Raw genomic sequence first — 20,486 nt, forward strand, 5'->3', positions numbered from 1 at the left:
CCGGCAGGAAAGTCCGCGGTCCACGACCGCGTCCGCCATCGAAGGGACGTACATGCCCATGGGTCACACGGCCACAGCCCAGGCAGGCTCCGGGGGCCTGACAGCGACCGAGCACCGCCTGGCCAACGGCCTGCGCGTGGTGCTCTCCGAGGACCATCTGACCCCCGTCGCGGCGGTGTGTCTCTGGTACGACGTCGGCTCGCGCCACGAGGTCAAGGGCCGTACCGGCCTCGCCCACCTCTTCGAGCACCTGATGTTCCAGGGCTCCGCCCAGGTGAAGGGCAACGGCCACTTCGAGCTGGTGCAGGGCGCCGGCGGCTCCCTCAACGGCACTACCAGCTTCGAGCGCACCAACTACTTCGAGACCATGCCCACGCACCAGCTGGAGCTCGCGCTCTGGCTGGAGGCCGACCGCATGGGCTCCCTGCTGGCCGCCCTGGACGACGAGTCGATGGAGAACCAGCGCGACGTCGTCAAGAACGAGCGCCGCCAGCGCTACGACAACGTCCCCTACGGGACGTCGTTCGAGAAGCTGACCGCCCTCGTCTACCCGGACGGCCACCCCTACCACCACACGCCCATCGGGTCGATGACCGACCTGGACGCGGCGACCCTGGAGGACGCGCGCGCGTTCTTCCGGACGTACTACGCGCCCAACAACGCGGTCCTGTCGGTGGTCGGCGACATCGACCCGGAGCAGACGCTCGCCTGGGTCGAGAAGTACTTCGGCTCCATCGCGTCCCACGACGGCAAGCCCGAGCCGCGTGACGGCTCCCTGCCGGACGTCATCGGCGAGCAGCTGCGCGAGGTCGTCGTCGAGGAGGTCCCGGCGCGCGCGCTGATGGCCGCCTACCGGCTCCCCGAGGACGGCACGCGCGCGGGGGACGCCGCCGACCTGGCGCTCACCGTCCTCGGCGGCGGCGAGTCCTCCCGCCTGTACAACCGGCTCGTACGGCGCGACCGGACCGCTGTCGCGGCCGGCTTCGGTCTGCTGCGGCTGGCCGGGGCGCCCTCCCTGGGCTGGCTGGACGTCAAGACGTCCGGGGACGTCGAGGTGCCCGTCATCGAGGCCGCCATCGACGAGGAGCTCGCCCGGTTCGCCGAGGAGGGCCCGACGGCCGAGGAGATGGAGCGCGCGCAGGCGCAGCTGGAGCGCGAGTGGCTGGACCGGCTCGGCACGGTCGCCGGGCGCGCGGACGAACTGTGCCGGTTCGCCGTCCTGTTCGGCGACGCGCAGCTCGCCCTCACGGCCGTACAGCGCGTGCTGGAGATCACTCCGCAGGAGGTCCAGGAGGTCGCCAAGGCGCGGCTGCGGCCCGACAACCGCGCGGTGCTCGTCTACGAGCCCAAGCATCCGGACAGCGCCGAGGACGCGGACGTGCCCGAGGACCCCGCGCGTGTAGCGACCGTAGAGGCCGACGACAACGAGGAGACGGCCAAGTGACCGAGCTCGCCACGATGGACTTCCACCCGCAGCCCCAGGCGGGCGAGGCCAGGCCCTGGGCGTTCCCCGCGCCCGAGCGCGCCGCCCTCGGCAACGGCCTGACCGTCCTGCGCTGCCACCGCCCCGGCCAGCAGGTCGTCGCCGTCGAGGTCCTCCTCGACGCGCCCCTGGAGGCCGAGCCGACCGGCCTGGACGGCGTCGCCACGATCATGGCGCGCGCCTTCTCCGAGGGCACCGACCGGCACTCCGCCGAGGAGTTCGCCGCCGAGCTGGAGCGCGCGGGCGCCACGCTCGACGCGCACGCCGACCACCCCGGCGTCCGGCTCAGCCTGGAGGTCCCCGCCTCCCGGCTCGCCAAGGGGCTCGGGCTGCTCGCCGACGCCCTGCGCGCGCCCGCGTTCGACGAGGGCGAGATCGACCGGCTGGTGCGCAACCGGCTCGACGAGATCCCGCACGAGCTGGCCAACCCCTCCCGGCGGGCCGCCAAGGAGCTGTCCAAGGAGCTGTTCCCGGCGACCGCGCGCATGTCCCGCCCGCGCCAGGGCACCGAGGACACCGTCGAGAAGATCGACGCCGACGCCGTCCGCGCCTTCTACGACCGGCACGTGCGCCCCGCGACGGCCACCGCGGTCGTCGTCGGCGACCTGAACGGCATCGACCTCGACGCGCTGCTCGGCGAGACCCTGGGCGCCTGGACGGGGTCCACCGCGCAGCCCCGGCCGGTCCCGCCGGTCACCGCCGACGACACCGGGCGCGTCGTCATCGTCGACCGGCCCGGCGCCGTGCAGACGCAGCTGCTGATCGGGCGCGTGGGCGCCGACCGGCACGACCGCGTGTGGGCCGCGCAGGTGCTCGGCACGTACTGCCTCGGCGGCACCCTGACGTCCCGTCTGGACGCCGTCCTGCGCGAGGAGAAGGGCTACACCTACGGCGTGCGCGCCTTCGGGCAGGTCCTGCGCTCCGCCCCCGACGGCTCGGGCGCCTCGATGCTCGCCATCAGCGGCTCCGTCGACACGCCCAACACCGGGCCCGCCCTCGCGGACCTGTGGACCGTCCTGCGCACCCTCGCCGCCGAGGGCCTCACGGACGCCGAGCGCGACTTCGCCGTGCAGAACCTCGTCGGCGTGGCGCCGCTCAAGTACGAGACCGCCGCGGCCGTCGCCGGGACCCTCGCCGACCAGGTCGAGCAGCACCTCCCCGACGACTTCCAGGCGACGCTCTACCGGCGGCTGGCCGCCACCGGCACCGTCGAGGCCACCGCCGCGGTCGTCAACGCCTTCCCCGTCGACCGCCTCGTCACCGTCCTCGTCGGCGACGCGAAAGAGATCCGCGAGCCGGTCGAGGCCCTCGGGATCGGCCCGGTGCGGGTCGTGGCGGCGGAGTAGACGGCGGAGCAGGAGCACGGGCACGCGCGCGTGGGGCGGCCGGTGAGCCGCACGCGCGCGTGCACGCTGCCCAGCCTCCCGCGCGGGTTCGCTGTTCGCGAAGTCACACCCCGCCCGGAACGCGCCCCCCAGGGGTGACCGTTTTCGCCCGGAGGGTTCACCTCTGCCCTGTGGTGTGCGCTACAAAAGCCGCTGTGCGTTTGGGAATCAGCGGCACGCCCTCTAGCGTCGTCCGGGCTGTTCGTCGGGCAGTGCGCCGCACACCGCGGCACCGGACAGCGATCGCCGAGTCCCCGTACGGCGCGAGCCAGGGGAGCCGGGGACCCACAGTCCCTGGGGTGAATCGGGCGCGTGCGCCCGTAGGAGACCTTCCTGCTCCGAACCCGTCAGCTAACCCGGTAGGCGAGAGGGAAGGAAAGGACGAACTCGACTCCATGGCGTTCACCTGCGCCACCGGCAGGCGCCGCAAGGCGACCCGGATGCAGCGTACGACCGCCCGCGCGGCGGGCATAGCGGCGCTGACGACCTCGGCGCTGGCCGCCGGATCACCCCCCGAACCGACCGCCGCGAACGCGATGACCCTCGCGGACGACACGGTCACCATGCGCCTCGACGTCACCGAGCACGTCGACGACCGCGCGCACGCGCAGGAGCACGCCGTCCAGCAGGCGGCCGTACGCGCGCGTGCGCAGGCCCTGCGCATCCAGGCCGCCGAGGAGGCGAAGGCCGCGCGCGCCGCTGAGGCCCGCGCCGCGAGGGAGGCCGAACGCGCCCGTCTGAACGCCTTCGTCGCGCCGGTCACCGGCTCGTACGTGTCCACGGGCTACCGCAGCGGCGGCTCCCTGTGGTCCTCCGGCAGCCACACGGGCATCGACTTCCACGCCGCCACCGGCACCCCTGTGCACGCCGTCGGCCTCGGCACGGTCGTGGAGGCCGGCTGGGGCGGCGCCTACGGCAACCAGGTCGTCGTCCGGATGAACGACGGCACGTACACCCAGTACGGCCACCTGTCGTCGATCTCCGTCGCGGTGGGGCAGACGGTCACCCCGGGGGAGCGGATCGGCTACTCGGGCGCGACGGGCAACGTGACCGGCCCGCACCTGCACTTCGAGGCCCGTACGACACCGCAGTACGGCTCCGACATCGACCCCGTCGCCTACCTGCGCGCGCACGGCGTCGACGTCTGACCCCGCGAGAGATCGTCCAGCCCCGGCCCTCTCGGCCGGGGCTTTCGGCGTTTCGGACGGCCCCTTGTCCAAAAAATATCCCTGGATTCCGGCCTGCCATCGGAAATTCCCGCTCATTGCAATAGAGTCACGGAACACACGTCAATCGTCGACGTTTCACGGGGATTAAGGCGGAGGTCCGTCATGCGTATTCCGGCGCACTCGGTGTGCACGGCCGTCCGGGACGACATCGTCGCGGGTGTCTACGAGCGCGGCAGCCGCCTCACCGAGGAACTCCTCGCGCGCCGGTACGGCGTCAGCCGCGTCCCCGTCCGCGAGGCGCTGCGCACGCTGGAGGCCGAGGGCTTCGTCGTGACCCGGCGCCACGCGGGCGCGTGCGTGGCCGAGCCGACCGAGCAGGAGGCCGCCGACCTGCTGGAGATGCGGCTGCTCCTGGAGCCGCTCGGCGCCGCCCGGGCCGCCCAGCGGCGCACCGAGGCCCACCTGAAGGTGCTGCGCGGACTCGTCAGGCTGGGCCAGGAGCGCGCCAGGAGGGGCAGCAGCGAGGATCTGCGCTCCCTGGGCGGCTGGTTCCACGAGACGCTCGCCCAGGCCTGCGGAAGCCACGCCCTGACCTCGACGCTGACCCAGCTGCGCCACAAGATCGCCTGGATGTACGCGGTGGAGCCGTCGGCCAGCCCCGTCGACTCCTGGACCGAGCACGGCGCGATCGTCGACGCCGTCGCGCGCGGGGACGCCGAGCGCGCGCGTGCGCTGACCGCCCTGCACACCGAGCGCTCCACCGCCGCCCACCGGCTGCGCTTCGCCGGCGCGGACCGCGTGAGGACTTCGCAACACGCCGTAAACATGACCGGCCTGCGTCATTAACACGGGCACCGTATACAAAGAAGAGGTATTTGGCGGAGGTGTATTTCCGCTGCCCTTTTCGCGAGTGCGCCGTGAATTTCTCGACGTGCGCCTTCCGTATGCCCTCGCACACCCCGCAATACTGTGCGGGGAAATGCATTCCGGGATGCTCGGACAACGACGGAGCCGCGCCGCCCGGGAGAGGGCGGCGCGGCTCCGTACGCGCGCGTGGGTGGCGTCAGACGGTCTCGGGGAGCTCGTCGAGGCCCTCGGAGACCAGCTTCGCCAGCCGGTCGAGGGCCGCGTCCGCGCCCTCGGCGCCGGAGGCCAGGACGACCTCCTCGCCGCCCTGGGCGCCGAGGCCGAGGACGGCCAGCATGGAGGCCGCGTTGACGGGGTTGCCGTCCGCCTTGGCGATCGTGACCGGGACGCCGGTGGCCGTGGCGGCTCGGACGAAGAGGGAGGCGGGGCGGGCGTGGAGGCCCTCCGCCCAGCCGATGGTGACGCGGCGCTCAGCCATGTTGTTGCTGCCCTTCGGTGTTCAGGGTTGTCTAGACCAGTTTTCCACACGTGAAGTGTTCGGGGAGGAGGCGCGACGGCCCCTCCCGGACGGCTGTCCGGACCGCGGCCTCGGTCCGGTTCGTGCCGTCTTCCGTCCCCCAGACTGCCTCGCGCCGTTGTCGGACGCGAGCCGTACGCTGGGCCCCATGCAGAGCGCGCAGGAGCGGCACGAGTACCCCGCCCACTGGGAAGCCGACGTGGTGCTGCGCGACGGCGGTACCGCGCGCGTGCGGCCCATCACCGCCGACGACGCCGAGCGCCTGGTCAGCTTCTACGAGCAGGTGTCGGACGAGTCGAAGTACTACCGCTTCTTCGCGCCCTACCCGCGCCTGTCCGCGAAGGACGTCCACCGCTTCACGCACCACGACTTCGTGGACCGGGTGGGACTCGCCGCCACCGTCGGAGGCGAGTTCATCGCCACCGTACGCTATGACCGCATCGGCCCCGACGGCCTGCCCGCCAAGGGGCCCGCCGACGAGGCGGAGGTCGCCTTCCTCGTCCAGGACGCGCACCAGGGCCGCGGTGTCGCCTCCGCCCTCCTGGAGCACATCGGCGCCGTCGCGCGCGAGCGCGGGATCCGCCGCTTCGCCGCCGAGGTGCTCCCCGCCAACTCCAAGATGATCAAGGTCTTCACCGACGCCGGCTACACCCAGAAGCGCAGCTTCGAGGACGGCGTCGTCCGCCTGGAGTTCGGCCTCGAACCCACCGAACGCTCCCTCGCCGTCCAGCGCGCCCGCGAACAGCGCGCCGAGGCCCGCTCCGTACGGCGGCTGCTGGCACCCGGCTCCGTTGCCGTCGTCGGCGCCGGGCGCGCGCCCGGAGGCGTCGGCCACGCGGTCCTCGCCAACCTCCGCGCGGCGGGCTTCACGGGCACCCTGCACGCCGTCAACAAGGCCCTCCCGGACGGCGTCGAGGAACTCGACGGCGTCCCGGCCCACCGCTCCGTGCGCGACATCGAGGGCCCCGTCGACCTCGCGGTCGTCGCCGTTCCCGCCGACACCGTCCCCGAGGTCGTCGCCGAGTGCGGGGAGCACGGCGTCCAGGGGCTGGTCGTCGTCTCCGCCGGATACGCCGAGAGCGGCCCCGACGGGCGCGAGCGCCAGCGTGAACTCGTACGCCTCGCGCGCGCGTACGGCATGCGCATCGTCGGCCCCAACGCGTTCGGCATCATCAACACCGCGCCCGACGTACGGCTCAACGCCTCCCTCGCGCCCGAGACGCCCCGGCCCGGCCGCATCGGGCTGTTCGCGCAGTCCGGCGCGATCGGCGTCGCCCTGCTGTCCCGGCTGCACCGCCGGGGAGGGGGCGTGACCGGCGTGACCGGTGTCTCGACGTTCGTCTCCTCCGGCAACCGCGCGGACGTCTCCGGCAACGACGTCCTCCAGTACTGGTACGACGACCCCGACACCGACGTCGTGCTCATGTACCTGGAGTCCATAGGCAACCCCCGCAAGTTCACGCGCCTCGCGCGGCGCACGGCGGCGGCGAAACCCCTCGTCGTCGTCCAGGGCGCCGGATCGGCCCCTCAGGGACACGCGGTCCGCGCGACCCGGCTGCCCCACGCGACGGTCTCCGCGCTCCTGCGGCAGGCCGGCGTGATCCGCGTCGCCACCATCACCGAACTCGTCGACACGGGCCTCCTGCTCGCCCGCCAGCCCCTCCCCGCGGGCCCGCGCGTGGCGATCCTCGGCAACTCCGAGTCCCTCGGACTGCTCACCTACGACGCCTGCCTCTCCGAGGGACTGCGCCCCCTCCCGCCCCTCGACCTCACGACCGGCGCCTCCGCCGACGACTTCCGCCACGCCCTCACGCGCGCGCTGGCCGACGACACGTGCGACGCGGTCGTCGTCACCGCCATCCCCGCCATCGGCGAGGGCTCCACCGACGACGCCGGCCTCGCGGAGGCCCTGCGATCGGCCGCCGCCGAGGTCCCGGCCAAGCCGGTGCTCGTCGTCCACGTCGAACTCGGAGGGCTGGCCGAGGCGTTGTCGGCGGCGATGAGCACGGCGCCCCAGGCGGACGCGGGCCGGGCGGCCGGAGCCACCACTGCGCCGGGGAACAGCACAACCGCGCGGGCGCGGACGGGAGAGGCACCCGGACCGTCCCCCGCGCCCACCTCAGTATCCGACGCGCCTCCGGCGCACCCGCGCGCCAGCGCCACCGTCCCCCCGCCCCCCGCCCCTCCCGGACAAGCCCCCGCTCCGCGCGCGGGCAACGCCTTCGCCGCCGCCCGGACCCCGCACCCCGCCCTCGCCACGCTCCCCGACAAAGCCGCACAAGGCCCCCTCGCGTCTTCGGGCGGTCCCCGCCTCATCCCCGCCTACCCGGCCGCCGAACGGGCCGTACGCGCTCTCGCGGAGGCCGTGAAGTACGCGCAGTGGCGGCGCGAGGCGGCCGACCCCGGCAAGGTGCCCGAGTACGAGGACATCGACGAGAAGGGCGCCGCGCGGATGATCGACGGCCTCCTCGCGCGCGGGCAGGGACTCACCCTCGGCACCGAGGAGACGTGCGAACTCCTCGGCCGGTACGGCATCGGCGTACGGCGGGCCATGCCCGCGCCGACCCCGGAGGACGCCGTCAGGGCCGCGCGCACCCTGGGCTACCCCGTCGCCCTGAAGGCGACCGCCCCGCACCTGCGCCACCGCGCGGACCTCGGCGGCGTCCGCCTCGACCTCGCGGACGAGGAGCAACTGAGGCGGTCGTACGGCGAGCTGACGGAGCTGTTCGGGACGCCCCGGGAACTGCGGCCCGTCGTCCAGGCGATGGCCCCGCGCGGGGTCGACACGGTCGTCCGCGCGGTGATCGACCCGGCCGCCGGCGCGGTGCTGTCGTTCGGACTCGCGGGCGCCGCCTCGCAGTTGCTCGGCGACATGGCACACCGCCTGGTGCCGGTCACCGACCGGGACGCGACCTCCCTGGTGCGCTCGATCCGCACGGCACCCCTGCTGTTCGGCTGGCGCGGCTCCACCCCCGTCGACACCCCGGCCCTGGAGGAACTCCTCCTGCGCGTCTCGCGCCTGGTCGACGACCACCCCGAGGTCGTCGCCGTCACCCTGGAACCCGTCGTCGTCGCCCCGCACGGCGTGAGTGTCCTCGGCGCGTCCGTACGCCTCGCCCCGCCGCCCGCCCGCGACGACCTCGGCCCGCGCACCCTGCCCGCGTACTGAGCCCCCGACGCCCTGTGCGGGGTCCCTCGCAGTCAGTGGGTCCCCGTAGGATGAGGGCATGGCCAAGACCAGTACGACGACCCAGGGGCTGCGCGCGGCGATCGAGCGCAGCGGCTACTACCCGGCCCTCGTGGCCGAGGCGGTGGAGGCCGCCGTGGGCGGCGAGCCGATCCGGTCGTACCTGGTGCACCAGGAGACCACGTTCGACCAGAACGAGGTCCGCAGGCATGTGACCGTGCTCGTCCTCACCGGCAACCGCTTCATCGTCAGCCACACCGACGAGCAGTCCGCCGACACGACGTCGCCGACGCCGTACGCGACCACCTCCACGGAGTCCGTGAAGCTCGGCCGGATCTCCTCCGTCGTCGTCAGCCGCGTCGTCGCCAACCCCGAGTCGTACGCGCCGGGCACGCTCCCGCGCGAGGTGATGCTCACGATCGGCTGGGGCGCCGTCTCCCGCATCGACCTGGAGCCCGCCGCCTGCGGCGACCCCAACTGCGACGCGGACCACGGCTACACGGGCAACTCGACGGCGGACGACCTCAGCCTGCGCGTCAGCGAGGCGGGCGACGGCCCGGAGACGGTGCGTCAGGCGCTCGCCTTCGCGCAGGCGCTCTCCGAGGCGACCGCGGCCCTCTGATGCCCCAGCTCGCCCCCTGGGACCACCCCGAACCCCTCCGCGTCGACTCCGCGCCCGTCCCGCGCTACGGCACCGGCTCCCTCGCCGACCTGCTGCCCACCGTGGCCGCCGGACTCGGCGTCCCCGGCCTCACCGCCACGATCCCCGCGCTGGCGCCCGCCGACCGCGTGTGCGTCTTCCTCGTCGACGGTCTCGGCCTGGAGCAGATCACGGCCCACCCGGACGAGGCGCCGTACCTCAGCAGCCTCCTGAAGCCCTCCGGAGGGCAGCTCACGGCCGGCTTCCCGGCCACCACCGCGACCTCCCTCGCCTCCGTCGGGACCGGCCTCCCGCCGGGCGCGCACGGGCTGCCCGGCTACACCGTGCGTGACCCCGCGACCGGCGCGCTGATGAACCAGCTCCGCTGGCAGCCCTGGACCTCGCCGCAGGCATGGCAGCCTTACCCCACGGTCTTCCAGCTCGCCGACGCCGCGGGCGTGCACACCGCGCAGGTCTCCTCGCCCGCTTTCCAGAACACCCCGCTGACCAAGATCGCGCTCAGTGGAGGAACGTTCCACGGGCGGCTCACCGGCGAGGAGCGCATGGACCTCGCCGCCGCTCAGCTCGCCGCCGGCGACCGGGCCCTGGTCTACACGTACTACGCCGAACTCGACGGCGCCGGACACCGCTACGGCATCGCCTCCGACACCTGGCGCGGCCAGCTCATGTACGTCGACCGGCTCGTCCAGCGGCTCGCCGAGCAGCTCCCCCCGCGCAGCGCGCTGTACGTCACCGCCGATCACGGCATGGTCGACATCCCCTTCGACGAGGAGCACCGCATCGACTTCGACGCGGACTGGGAACTGCGCGCGGGCGTCGCTCTCCTCGGCGGCGAGGGGCGCGCCCGGCACGTGTACGCCGTCCCCGGTGCCGCCGCCGACGTCCTGACCTGCTGGCGCGAGGTCCTCGGCGAACAGTTCTGGGTCGCCTCGCGCGAGGAGGCCATCGCCGCCGGGTGGTTCGGTCCGCACGTCGACGAGCGCGTGTACGACCGGCTCGGTGACGTGATCGCAGCCGCGCGGGACGACGTTCTGATCATCGCGTCCGAGCGGGAGCCGAAGGAGTCCGCGATGGTCGGCAACCACGGGTCGATGACCCCTGCGGAGCAGTTCGTCCCCCTGCTCGAAGTACGCTCCTGATCGATTCCGACCGTTTCTCCGGCCCTTCGGGGGCGGCCTTCCTGCCGAAAGGTGCTCACCTCGCCATGCCCGAGTTGGTGTTCTTCTCCGGAACCATGGACTGCGGGAAGTCGACCCTGGCGCTCCAGATAGAGCACAACCGATCGGCTCGCGGCCTCAAAGGGATGATCTTCAGCCGTGACGACCGCGCCGGGCGGGGCAAGCTCTCCTCCCGCCTCGGCCTCGTCACCGACGCCGTCGAGATCCACGACGGGCAGGATCTGTACGCCTACCTCGTCGACCACCTCTCCCACGGGGGCCGCGCGGACTACGTCATCGCCGACGAGGCGCAGTTCCTCGCGGAGGCACAGATCGACCAGCTCGCGCGCGTGGTCGACGATCTTGGGCTCGACGTCTACGCGTTCGGCATCACCACCGACTTCCGCTCCAAGCTCTTCCCCGGCTCCCAGCGCCTCGTCGAACTCGCCGACCGCGTCGAGGTCCTCCAGGTCGAGGCCCTCTGCTGGTGCGGCGCCCGCGCCACCCACAACGCCCGCACGGTCGGCGGCGTCATGGTCGTCGAGGGCGCCCAGGTCGTCGTCGGCGACGTCAACCGGGCGGACACGATCGGGTACGAGGTGCTGTGCCGACGACACCACCGCCGCCGGATGACAGCGGCATCGTCCAAGGCGGCGACCCTGTCACCGGACGTGCTGCCGGTTCAGGCGGTGTAGCCGGACACCGTCCACTCGCCGACGTCGTCGGAGAAACCGCTGTCCATGGCGAACTGGACGGCGACCACTCGGGAGGCGTTCGGTACTTCGAAGCTGAGATAGCCGAGGGCTGTCCTCCCGGGCAGGATGGTGACGCTTCCGGGGAACTCGGCGCCTGCCGTGGTGTCGGAGAGCAAGGCCGTCTCGAAACGCTGGCCGTCCTGGTCGATCACGTCCACGCCGTTCGACGGCGAGTCGTTGTAGACGGCTGTGCCGGTGTTCTTCAACCGGAACTGGACAGAGACGAGACGGTTTCCGGGGTCCGGCGAGGAGAGGGAGTCCTTCGCGCGCGCCGGGTCCACCACCTTGACCACCGTCACATCGAGCTTCTCCTCGCCCGACGTGCCCGTGAGACTCAGCGTGTCCCCGACCTTCCCGTCGGACGACAAAGGTGCCAGCGCCAGCGAGAACACCGCCGGCAGACAGATCAGCAAGGGCGCGGTACGACGTCGCATCGCTCCTCCCGGTGTAGCGGAGCGGCAGATGACACCATCGTGCGCCCGCGCCAGGAGGTCGGCGAGTCGGGGGGTCAGGTGGGGCGTTGGAGCAGGGCGAAGCGGGCGCCCTCCGGGTCGGAGGCTGTGGCGGTGCGGCCCAGGGGGGTGTTCGCGGCCGGGGTGATGATGTGACCACCCAGGGACACGGCACGGGTCAGGGTTTCGTCCGTGTTCGTGACCTCGAAGTACGTCAGCCAGTGGGGGCCTCGGTCGCGGGGGAGGGCGGAGCCCAGGGCGTGGAGGGCGGCTGCCGGGTGGTCGTCGAGGTGGAGGGTCACCGTGTCGGGGGTGCGGGTGGAGGCGTAGGCGAAGAGGGTCTCGTAGAACTTGGTGACGGTCTCCGTGTCGTACGTGAGGAGCTCGTTCCAGGCGGGGGTGCCGTGGACGCCCGTCATGCCCGTGCCGAGGTGCGCCGCCGCCTGCCAGAGGCCGAAGACCGCGCCGGCCGGGTCGGAGCAGATGGCGAGGCGGCCGGTGTCGCCCGCGTCGAGAGGGCCGACGCCGACGGTCCCGCCGCACAGGCGCACCCGCTCGGCGTCCCGGTCGACGTCGTCGGAGGCGAGGTAGGGCGTCCAGGCGACCGGCAGGTGGCGGTCCGCGGGGAGCTGCCCGATGCCGGCGACGTCGCGGCCGTCGAGCAGTGCGCGCGCGTAGGCGCCCAGTTGACGCGGCCCGGGCTGGAACTCCCAGCCGAACAGTTCGCCGTAGAACTCCTGAGTCGTCGTCAGCCCGTGCACCATCAGGCTGACCCAGCAGGGCGTACCGGGTGTGTACCGGCCGTGCGCCTCGCCGTGCCGGTCCGAATCCCGTGCCTCGGTCATCGTCACTCTCTCCTCGGCCCCTCGCGGTGGCCGTGTCGCTGCACCCTGGAACCCCCGTGCCGATGCTCGCACCACCCGCGCGGCCCCGCGTCCCGGAGCACGCCGCCCCGTGGGGGCGGTGATGACGCGCCCGTTTCACCTTGATTGCCGTCAAGTGTTGATCGGCTGTACACGGTGTGCCCGATCCCGTACACCTGGTGATCGAGGCTGTCCGGCGGGCAGAGTAACCGGACACGGGCGGCGGGGCCACCCCGTGCGCGAGGATGGGCGCCATGAACGCCATCATTTCCGCATCCGAGCTGGCGGCCGAACTGGCCGGAAACCACCCGCCCGTGGTCCTCGACGTCCGCTGGCAGCTCAGTGTCCCGACGGCGGGTCAGCCTCCCTTCGACGGCCACGCCGCGTACGCCACGGGACACGTCCCCGGCGCCGCCTTCGTCGACCTGGACCGCGAACTCGCGGGCACCGCGGGCGCCTCGGGCCGCCATCCGCTGCCCGACCTCGACGCCTTCGGTGCCGCGATGCGCCGCGCGGGTGTCTCGGCGTCGACCCCGGTGGTCGTGTACGACGGAGGGCAGGGCTGGGCCGCCGCGCGCGCGTGGTGGCTGCTGCGCTGGACGGGTCACCCGGACGTGCGGGTCCTCGACGGCGGGTTGCCGGCCTGGGAGGGGGAGATCTCGGCCGACCTGCCCGCGCCCGCGGAAGGCGACTTCACGCCGGTCCCCGGAGCGAAGGGGCTCCTGGACGCGGACGGCGCCGCCGCGCTGGCCCGCTCCGGGGTCCTCCTCGACGCGCGCGCGGGGGAACGGTACCGGGGCGAGGTCGAGCCCATCGACCGGGTCGGTGGCCACATCCCGGGCGCGGTCTCGGCGCCCACCACCGAGACGGTCGGCCCCGACGGCCGCTTCCTGCCCGCGCAGGACCTGAAGGACCGCTTCCGGGGCCTGGGAGCCGCCGACGGCACCGAGGTCGGCGTGTACTGCGGCTCGGGCGTCTCGGGGGCGCACGAGGTCCTCGCCCTGGCGGTCGCGGGCATCCCGGCGGCCCTGTACGTCGGTTCCTGGTCCGAGTGGTCCTCCGACCCGTCCCGCCCGGTCGCGGTGGGACCGGACCCGCAGTAGGGCGACAGCAGGGGGCCGCGCGCAGGGGAGAGCGCGGCCCCGCAGAGCAGCAGCCGGTCGCGGGGAGCAGCCCGGTACGCGGGCGAGGGCAGCTCCGGACCGGCTCCGCCCGCGGTACCTGGCACGGCGGCGGCTACTGGAGGCCCCATGCGCGGGGTCCGAAACCCGGTCCCCGGCACCCCGCGCCCGCGTACTACTCCTGCTTCTTGCGCCGCGTCCCGAAGACGATCTCGTCCCAGCTCGGGACGGCCGCGCGGCGGCCCGGGCGGACGCCGTCGGCCTCGGCCTGGCGGTCGGTGGCGCCGATGAGGCGGTCGCGGTGGCTGCCGACGGAGCGCGGCATGAGGACGTCCGCGTAGGCGGAGCCGGCGGACGCGGCGGGTGCCGGGGGCTCCTCGGCCTCGGCCTCCTGCTCGGTCTCCTCGGCGTTCTCCGAGGGGCGCTCGGGTACGACCATGTCGCCCCGGAAGCTCGGTACGGCCTCCAGGAGGCTGGTCAGCGAGTCCCGCTCGGCCACCGCCTCGTCAGCCGGTTCGGGCGCCGGCGCGGGCAGCGCCGGGCGCTCCCGGTCCAGCGGGCGGTCCCGGGGCAGCCGGGCGATACGCGGCACGAACGGAAAGCTGGGCTCCGGCGCGGCGAGGTCGTCGGACTCGCCGATCAGGGACCGCGCCTCGCTGTCGACGGCCTGGACGAGCCTGCGCGGCGGGTCGTACGTCCAGCTCGCGGAGTGGTGCTCACCGGCGACCCGGTAGACCAGCATGACCTCCCAGGTGCCGTCGTCGCGGCGCCAGGAGTCCCACTGGACGGTGTCCTTCTCGGCGCCGCGCAGCAGCAGCCGTTCCTGGACGGCCTCGCCGAGCTGGGGGCCGGCGTTCTCACCGGGGCGGCGTACGGGCGTCTTGCGGGCGCGTTCGGCCATGAAGGCGCGCTCGGCGAGGACGGGGCCCTCGAAGCGGCGGACACGGTCGACGGGGATGCCAGCGAGCTGTGCGACCTCTTCCGCGGTGGCACCCGCGCGTATGCGCGCCTGGATGTCACGGGGGCGGAGGTGGCTCTCCACCTCGATCTCGATCTGACCGAGCCGGGGCCGGTCACCGCGCACGGCCGCGCGCAGGCGCTCGTCGATGGGGAGTGTGTACTCCGTCGCGTCGGCAGCTTTGAGCACCAGCCGTGTTCCGTCATTCGAGACGGCCACGACCCGCAGTTCGGGCATGGGGACCTCCCGGGTGGTGCCTGCCGACGTCACGTGCGTCGCTGCTTCCGCTAGTCGAGTGTGGCCTGCCCGGGTGCAGCCTGCCACAACCTTGCCGAGTTGCCCGGCGTGTCGGACGCGGGCCCTGGATCGCCGTTATGGCACGGTTACCCATTCGCCACGCTAAGTGACTGACCCCGTCACCCTGTGCAACTGGTTCCCCTCCTGGCGGTCCAGCAAGGCCCCGGACACCCTGTAGGGAGGCCGGGCCCAGGGCTCGCAACAGTACTCCATTTGGGCCACGTGCGTGGATTGCCGCGCCCCTCAACTTCTCGCAAGAGGTGCGACTTGGTCGCGGATTCCCCTGTTTTCGGGATCTTGAACGTGGCGTACTTCACGGATCGTCCGGAATCGGAACTATCGGTTACGCCCCGACAGCACCTTCTTGCGTGGATAGTCGATCAACTGTTGATCAAGTAGGGGAAAGGAAGGTTCGGTCCCGGCATGCGTGACGTGTACGGCACGATCCTCGGAGCGCACCCGCGAGCAACTGCGCGAGGGGGCGACGCCCGCGCCGAGCCCGTCCGCTACTGCCCCAGCACCCTCCGCAGATAGTCGTTCTGGAACAGCCGATCCGGGTCCAGCCGGTCCCGCAGCGCGGTGAACTCCCCGAACCGCGGGTACACGCGGTTGAAGTACTCCACGTCCCGCGTGTGCACCTTCCCCCAGTGCGGGCGCCCCTCGTGCGCCGTGAAGATGCGCTCGGCGATCGTGAAGTACGCCTGGTAGGCCGCCCCCCGGACCATGTGGACGGCGACGTACGCGCTGTCGCGGCCGGACGCCGTGGACAGCGTGATGTCGTCGGCCGGCGCGGTGCGTACCTCGACGGGGAAGCTGACCCGCAGCCCCGAGCGCTCCACGGCCGTCCGCAGCTCGCGCAGCACCTCGGTGACGGCCTCGCGCGGGACGGCGTACTCCATCTCCACGAACCGCACCCGGCGCGGCGAGGTGAACACCTTGAACGGGATGTCGGTGTACGTGCGCGCGGAGAGCGCCTTGCTGGAGACCTGGGCGATCGTGGGGATCGTCGCGGGCACCGCCTTGCCGACCCACTGGGCGACCTGGAAGACGCCGTTGGACAGCAGTTCGTCCTCGACCCAGCCCTTGACCTGGCTCACCGGCCGGCGCGGGCCCGCGCTGCGGTTGTTGCGCTTGGTGTTGGTGCTGCCGGTGTGCGGGAACCAGTAGAACTCGAAGTGCTCGTTCTCGGCCCACAGGTCGTCGAACTCGGCGAGGACCCGCTCGAACGGCATCGGCTCCTCGCGCGCGGTGAGCAGGAAGACCGGCTCCACGGCGAACGTGATCGCGGTGACGATCCCCAGCGCGCCCAGGCCTATCCGGGCCGCCGCGAAAACCTCGGGGTTCTCCTTCTCGGAGCAGACGAGGACCGAGCCGTCCGCCGTCACCAGCTCAAGTCCCTTGATCTGCGCGGCGATCGACGCGGACTCGCGGCCCGTGCCGTGCGTGCCGGTGGAGGCGGCGCCGGAGACGGTCTGCTCCATGATGTCGCCCATGTTGGTGAGCGACAGGCCCTCGCGCACGAGAGCCATGTTGAGTCTCTTGAGCGGAGTACCCGCCTCGACCGTGACGGTCATGTTGTCGCGATCAATGTTGCGGATACCGGTCAACAGTTGAGGGCGGATCAACACGCCGTCGGTCGCGGCGATCGACGTGAAGGAGTGCCCCGTACCGACGGCCTTCACCTTCAGGCCGTCCTCGGCGGCCTGCCGTACGGCGGCGGCCAGTTCCTCCACGGAGGCGGGTTCGACCTCCCGCGCGGGACGTGCGACGACGTTCCCTCCCCAGTTACGCCACGTGCCGCTCTTCCCGCTCGCTGTGCTGCTCAACGGTGCCTCCCCGACCCGTAGCCGGCCTGCTGAGCCGGCGGTACCCCAGGAAACCGACCACGACCGCGACGGCCCCGGACACCGCCGGAACCCCGTACCCCGCGCGCGCACCGGCCGCGTCGATCACCCAGCCGGCCACCGAGGAACCGAGCGCGACTCCGACCGCGAGACCGGTGCTGATCCAGGTCATGCCCTCGGTGAGCTGCGCGCGTGGTACGTGCTCTTCGATGAGGGACATCGTCGTGATCATCGTGGGAGCGATGGACAGGCCCGCGACGAAGAGCGCCACGGCCAGAAACGGCAAGTTTCCGACCAGTAGGAGGGGGATCATACTCACGGCCATCGCCACCACGCCCAGCAGCCAGCGCCGTTGCGGCGCCCCCGGGAGGCGCAGCAGGCCGAAGACGATGCCCGCCAGACAGGATCCGGCCGCGTAGACCGCGAGGACCAGGCTCGCGGCGGCCTTGTGGCCCCGCTCGTCCGCGAACGCGACGGTCACCACGTCCACCGCCCCGAAGATCGCCCCCGTCGCCACGAACGTGACCACCAGCACCTGGAGACCCGCCGAGCGCAGCGCGGAACCGCCGCCCGTACGCGCGCGGGGGTGCGGCTTCGGCTCGGTGGCCCGCTGGGCGGTCAGCCAGAAGACACCCACCGCGAGGAAGCACGCCGCCAGCAGCGGCCCCGCCTCCGGGAACCACGCGGTGGACAGGCCGATGGAGATGATCGGCCCGAAGATGAAGCACACCTCGTCGACCACCGACTCGAACGAGTACGCCGTGTGCAGCTGCGGAGTCCCCCGGTACAGGGCGGCCCACCGCGAGCGGACCATCGCCCCGAGGCTCGGCACCGCCCCGATGCCCGCCGAGAACACGAACAGCGACCAGTCCGGCCACGACCAGTGCGCCGCCACCAGCATCCCGGCCGCCGCGACCAGCGCGACCAGCGTCGCCGGGCGCAGTACCCGGCGCTGGCCGTGCTGGTCCACCAGCCGGGAGATCTGCGGCCCGACCAGCGCGGCCGACAGAGCGATCGTCGCCGACAGCGCGCCCGCGAGGCCGTAGCGGCCGGTGAGCTGGGAGATCATCGTGACCACGCCGATGCCCATCATCGACAGCGGCATCCGCCCGACGAACCCTGCGGCGGCGAAGCCCTTCGTGCCGGGTGCGGCGAACAGTGCGCGATAGGGGCTGGCCAAAGCGGTCTCCGGTCGTACGGGGTGGCCGCACCCGGCCGGCGGCTCGGCGTGGTGCGGGTGGTGGCGGCTCTGCGGCACGGAGCGTCGTAAGGTGCCAACGCGGCCCATACAGCTTACGGGGCGGGTCCCTCGTACGCATCACCCTTACCGGCCGCGAACGCGCCGGCGGGACACCCCGCCGTTTCCCGGTTGTCAGTGCCGGGTGGCAGGATCGACCCATGTCAGACGCGCTCGATGCCACCCCCTACGACGCCCTGCTCCTGCTGTCCTTCGGCGGCCCCGAAGGTCCGGACGACGTGGTCCCGTTCCTGGAGAACGTGACGCGTGGGCGAGGCATCCCCACCGAACGCCTCAAGGAAGTCGGGCAGCACTACTTCCTCTTCGGCGGGGTCAGCCCGATCAACGACCAGAACCGCGCCCTGCTGGACGCCCTGCGCAAGGACTTCGCCGAGCACGGCCTGGACCTGCCGGTCTACTGGGGCAACCGCAACTGGGCCCCGTACCTGACGGACACCCTGCGCGAGATGGTCGCCGACGGGCGCCGCCGCATCCTCGTCCTCGCCACCAGCGCGTACGCCTCGTACTCGGGCTGCCGCCAGTACCGCGAGAACCTCGCCGACTCGCTGGCGACCCTTCAGGCCGAGGGCCTCGACCTGCCGAAGGTCGACAAACTGCGCCACTACTTCAACCACCCGGGCTTCCTGGACCCCATGGTCGACGGCATCGTGGAGTCCCTCGCCGGCCTCCCCGAGGACGTCCGGGGCGGCGCCCGCATCGCCTTCTCGACGCACTCCATCCCCACCGCCTCGGCCGACACCTCCGGCCCCGTCGAGTCCCACGGCGACGGCGGCGCGTACGTCGAACAGCACCTGGAGGCGGCCCGGCTGATCGCCGACGCCGTGCGCGAGCGCACCGGCGTCGACCACCCCTGGCAGCTCGTCTACCAGTCCCGCTCCGGCGCCCCGCACATCCCGTGGCTGGAGCCCGACATCTGCGACCACCTCGAAGAGCTGCACGAGGCGGGCGCCCCCTCGGTGGTCATCGCCCCCATCGGGTTCGTCTCCGACCACATGGAAGTCCTCTACGACCTCGACACCGAGGCCAGGGCCAAGGCGGAGGAGCTGGGCCTGCCCATGCGCCGCTCGGCCACGGTCGGCGCGGACCCGCGCTTCGCCGCCGCCGTCCGCGACCTCGTCCTGGAGCGCGCGGCCACGGAGTCCGGCCGCGAGGTCACCCCCTGCGTGCTGGGTGCCCTCGGCGCGACCGCGGACCTCTGCCCGGTCGGCTGCTGCCCCGCCCGCGCCCCCAAGCCCGCCGCCGCGGGCGCCGACAGCCCCTACGCGTGAGGAGCCCCATGCCCGACGAGACGCTGTACGACGAACTCCTCCGCCTCGCCCAGGAGGCGGCCGACCAGGCGGGCACCCTCCTGCGCGACGGCCGGCCCACCGACCTCGCGGTCGCGCACACCAAGTCGAGCCCCATCGACGTCGTCACCGAGATGGACATCGCGGCCGAGAAGCTCATCACCGGCCTGATAGGCGGGCACCGCCCCGACGACGGCTTCCTCGGCGAGGAGGGCGCCTCCGAGGAGGGCACCTCGGGCGTCCGCTGGATCATCGACCCGCTCGACGGCACGGTCAACTACCTCTACGGCCTGCCCAGTTGGGCCGTCTCCATCGCCGCCGAGCATAACGGCGAGACGGTCGTGGGCGTCGTCCACGCACCCCTGCGGGGCGAGACCTACCAGGCCGTACGTGGCAAGGGCGCCTGGGTCACCGGCGCCGCACGGGGCCCGCGCCCCCTGAAGGTCCGTGAGGCGGCGCCCCTGGAGCGGGCCCTGATCTCCACCGGCTTCGGCTACACCACCGAACGCCGCACCTCCCAGGCCGCGGTGGCCGCCGCGCTGATCCCCAGGGTCCGCGACATCCGCCGGGGCGGCTCGGCCGCCATCGACCTCTGCGACGTCGCCGCGGGCCGCCTGGACGGCTACTACGAACGCGGCCTGAACCCCTGGGACTACGCGGCGGGCGACCTCATCGCCCGGGAGGCCGGCGCACTGACCGGAGGACGCCCGGGAGACGCCCTCTCGACGGCTCTGACGATCGCGGCCCCGCCCGGGGTCTTCGAGCCCCTCCAGGCGCTCCTGGAGGACCTGGGAGCCTGGCAGGGCTGACCCGGGCGGCACCCTCCGGAACATTCCGCGTGAACGCGAAGAACCCCCGGCGCTGGATTCACCGGGGGTTCTTCACGTCAGGCCGACATCATCAGCCCCTGGAGCCGCTCAGGCACCGACCTCGACGCCGTGCTCCGCGGCCAGCCGCCGCAGATCGTCGAGCTCCGCCTGTTCCACCTCGACGAGGAAATCGTCTCCCTCGTCGCGAGCACGGCTCAGGTCCGTTTCGGTCGCCCTTATGCGCTGGAGGAGTCCTGCGGTGAACGCGTCCATGCTGCGCCCCCTCGTCCTGGGTCGTGGGTCGATGGCACGGGGGTGTGCCAGTCGGAAGGGGCGATCACGTCTGCGGCAGATGCCCAGCACACCGGACGCGCTGGGCGGCGACGGTGCCGAGCACCCACGTCCGCTCTGCGAGAC

Annotated in this window: 18 protein-coding genes and 1 riboswitch; of the genes, 11 read left to right on the plus strand and 7 right to left on the minus strand. The window is 72.7% G+C overall.

Annotation, left to right across the window (positions count from 1 at the left end; translation table 11 throughout):
• Positions 1–52: 52 nt before the first annotated feature.
• The 4 genes from ACQCO7_RS32590 (at position 53) to ACQCO7_RS32605 (ending at position 4,883) form a co-directional block, all read left to right on the plus strand.
• Complete coding sequence (locus ACQCO7_RS32590) at positions 53–1,444, plus strand: M16 family metallopeptidase (protein WP_464075152.1); 1,392 nt, start codon at positions 53–55, stop codon at positions 1,442–1,444.
• Positions 1,441–2,829: a M16 family metallopeptidase gene (locus tag ACQCO7_RS32595; RefSeq protein WP_464075153.1), complete on the plus strand. Its 1,389-nt coding sequence runs from the start codon at positions 1,441–1,443 to the stop codon at positions 2,827–2,829. The genes ACQCO7_RS32590 and ACQCO7_RS32595 overlap by 4 nt, the downstream gene beginning before the upstream one ends.
• 273 nt (positions 2,830–3,102) lie before the next feature.
• Positions 3,103–3,249, plus strand: a riboswitch (cyclic di-AMP (ydaO/yuaA leader).
• Between the two features lie 14 nt (positions 3,250–3,263).
• Positions 3,264–4,016 carry a M23 family metallopeptidase gene (locus ACQCO7_RS32600; RefSeq protein WP_464075154.1) on the plus strand — a complete coding sequence of 251 codons (753 nt, stop codon included), beginning with the start codon at positions 3,264–3,266 and terminating at the stop codon, positions 4,014–4,016.
• A 183-nt stretch (positions 4,017–4,199) separates the two neighbouring features.
• Positions 4,200–4,883, plus strand: coding sequence for a GntR family transcriptional regulator (locus tag ACQCO7_RS32605; RefSeq protein WP_010353018.1), 684 nt, complete (start codon positions 4,200–4,202; stop codon positions 4,881–4,883).
• Positions 4,884–5,100: 217 nt separating this feature from the next.
• On the opposite strand, the gene ACQCO7_RS32610 is transcribed toward ACQCO7_RS32605, so the two are convergent.
• Positions 5,101–5,382 (minus strand): HPr family phosphocarrier protein, encoded by a 282-nt coding sequence (locus ACQCO7_RS32610; protein ID WP_010353019.1) that lies wholly within the window; start codon positions 5,380–5,382, stop codon positions 5,101–5,103.
• 187 nt (positions 5,383–5,569) lie between these two features.
• On the opposite strand from ACQCO7_RS32610, the gene ACQCO7_RS32615 reads away from it, so the two are divergent.
• The 4 genes from ACQCO7_RS32615 to ACQCO7_RS32630 all read left to right on the plus strand — a co-directional run bounded on the left by ACQCO7_RS32615 (position 5,570) and on the right by ACQCO7_RS32630 (position 11,121).
• Positions 5,570–8,590 (plus strand): bifunctional acetate--CoA ligase family protein/GNAT family N-acetyltransferase, encoded by a 3,021-nt coding sequence (locus ACQCO7_RS32615; protein WP_464075155.1) that lies wholly within the window; start codon positions 5,570–5,572, stop codon positions 8,588–8,590.
• A 58-nt stretch (positions 8,591–8,648) separates the two neighbouring features.
• Positions 8,649–9,230, plus strand: coding sequence for a DUF5998 family protein (locus ACQCO7_RS32620; protein ID WP_464075156.1), 582 nt, complete (start codon positions 8,649–8,651; stop codon positions 9,228–9,230).
• Positions 9,230–10,408 carry an alkaline phosphatase family protein gene (locus tag ACQCO7_RS32625; protein ID WP_464075157.1) on the plus strand — a complete coding sequence of 393 codons (1,179 nt, stop codon included), beginning with the start codon at positions 9,230–9,232 and terminating at the stop codon, positions 10,406–10,408. Before ACQCO7_RS32620 ends, ACQCO7_RS32625 begins: the two co-directional genes overlap by 1 nt.
• Before the next feature lie 65 nt (positions 10,409–10,473).
• Positions 10,474–11,121 carry a thymidine kinase gene (locus ACQCO7_RS32630; protein ID WP_010353023.1) on the plus strand — a complete coding sequence of 216 codons (648 nt, stop codon included), beginning with the start codon at positions 10,474–10,476 and terminating at the stop codon, positions 11,119–11,121.
• Here ACQCO7_RS32630 and ACQCO7_RS32635 read toward each other — a convergent pair.
• Together ACQCO7_RS32635 and ACQCO7_RS32640 are read right to left on the minus strand one after the other, a co-directional pair.
• Positions 11,109–11,615: a DUF4352 domain-containing protein gene (locus tag ACQCO7_RS32635; RefSeq protein ID WP_464075158.1), complete on the minus strand. Its 507-nt coding sequence runs from the start codon at positions 11,613–11,615 to the stop codon at positions 11,109–11,111. The genes ACQCO7_RS32630 and ACQCO7_RS32635 overlap by 13 nt on opposite strands.
• 74 nt (positions 11,616–11,689) lie before the next feature.
• A complete protein-coding gene (locus ACQCO7_RS32640) occupies positions 11,690–12,478 on the minus strand; it encodes a VOC family protein (protein ID WP_464075159.1) in 789 nt (262 codons plus the stop codon).
• A 272-nt stretch (positions 12,479–12,750) separates the two neighbouring features.
• On the opposite strand from ACQCO7_RS32640, the gene ACQCO7_RS32645 reads away from it, so the two are divergent.
• Positions 12,751–13,599, plus strand: coding sequence for a sulfurtransferase (locus ACQCO7_RS32645; RefSeq protein ID WP_464075160.1), 849 nt, complete (start codon positions 12,751–12,753; stop codon positions 13,597–13,599).
• 193 nt (positions 13,600–13,792) lie between these two features.
• Here ACQCO7_RS32645 and sepH read toward each other — a convergent pair whose 3' ends face one another.
• The 3 genes from sepH to ACQCO7_RS32660 form a co-directional block, all read right to left on the minus strand.
• On the minus strand, positions 13,793–14,812 hold the full coding sequence (sepH, locus tag ACQCO7_RS32650) for a septation protein SepH (protein WP_464075161.1): 1,020 nt from the start codon (positions 14,810–14,812) through the stop codon (positions 13,793–13,795).
• A 566-nt stretch (positions 14,813–15,378) separates the two neighbouring features.
• Positions 15,379–16,698: a D-arabinono-1,4-lactone oxidase gene (locus ACQCO7_RS32655; RefSeq protein ID WP_464075162.1), complete on the minus strand. Its 1,320-nt coding sequence runs from the start codon at positions 16,696–16,698 to the stop codon at positions 15,379–15,381.
• On the minus strand, positions 16,658–17,896 hold the full coding sequence (locus ACQCO7_RS32660) for an MFS transporter (RefSeq protein WP_464075163.1): 1,239 nt from the start codon (positions 17,894–17,896) through the stop codon (positions 16,658–16,660). The genes ACQCO7_RS32655 and ACQCO7_RS32660 overlap by 41 nt, the downstream gene beginning before the upstream one ends.
• A 218-nt stretch (positions 17,897–18,114) precedes the next feature.
• On the opposite strand from ACQCO7_RS32660, the gene ACQCO7_RS32665 reads away from it, so the two are divergent.
• Both ACQCO7_RS32665 and ACQCO7_RS32670 read left to right on the plus strand, forming a co-directional pair.
• A complete protein-coding gene (locus tag ACQCO7_RS32665) occupies positions 18,115–19,242 on the plus strand; it encodes a ferrochelatase (protein WP_464075164.1) in 1,128 nt (375 codons plus the stop codon).
• Positions 19,243–19,250: 8 nt separating this feature from the next.
• Positions 19,251–20,069 (plus strand): inositol monophosphatase family protein, encoded by an 819-nt coding sequence (locus ACQCO7_RS32670; RefSeq protein ID WP_464075165.1) that lies wholly within the window; start codon positions 19,251–19,253, stop codon positions 20,067–20,069.
• Positions 20,070–20,177: 108 nt separating this feature from the next.
• Here ACQCO7_RS32670 and ACQCO7_RS32675 read toward each other — a convergent pair whose 3' ends face one another.
• Entirely contained in the window at positions 20,178–20,342 is a 165-nt protein-coding gene (locus ACQCO7_RS32675) for a hypothetical protein (RefSeq protein WP_010353033.1), read from the minus strand.
• Between the last annotated feature and the right edge of the window lie 144 nt (positions 20,343–20,486).

This window comes from Streptomyces saintjeani (genome assembly GCF_055409605.1).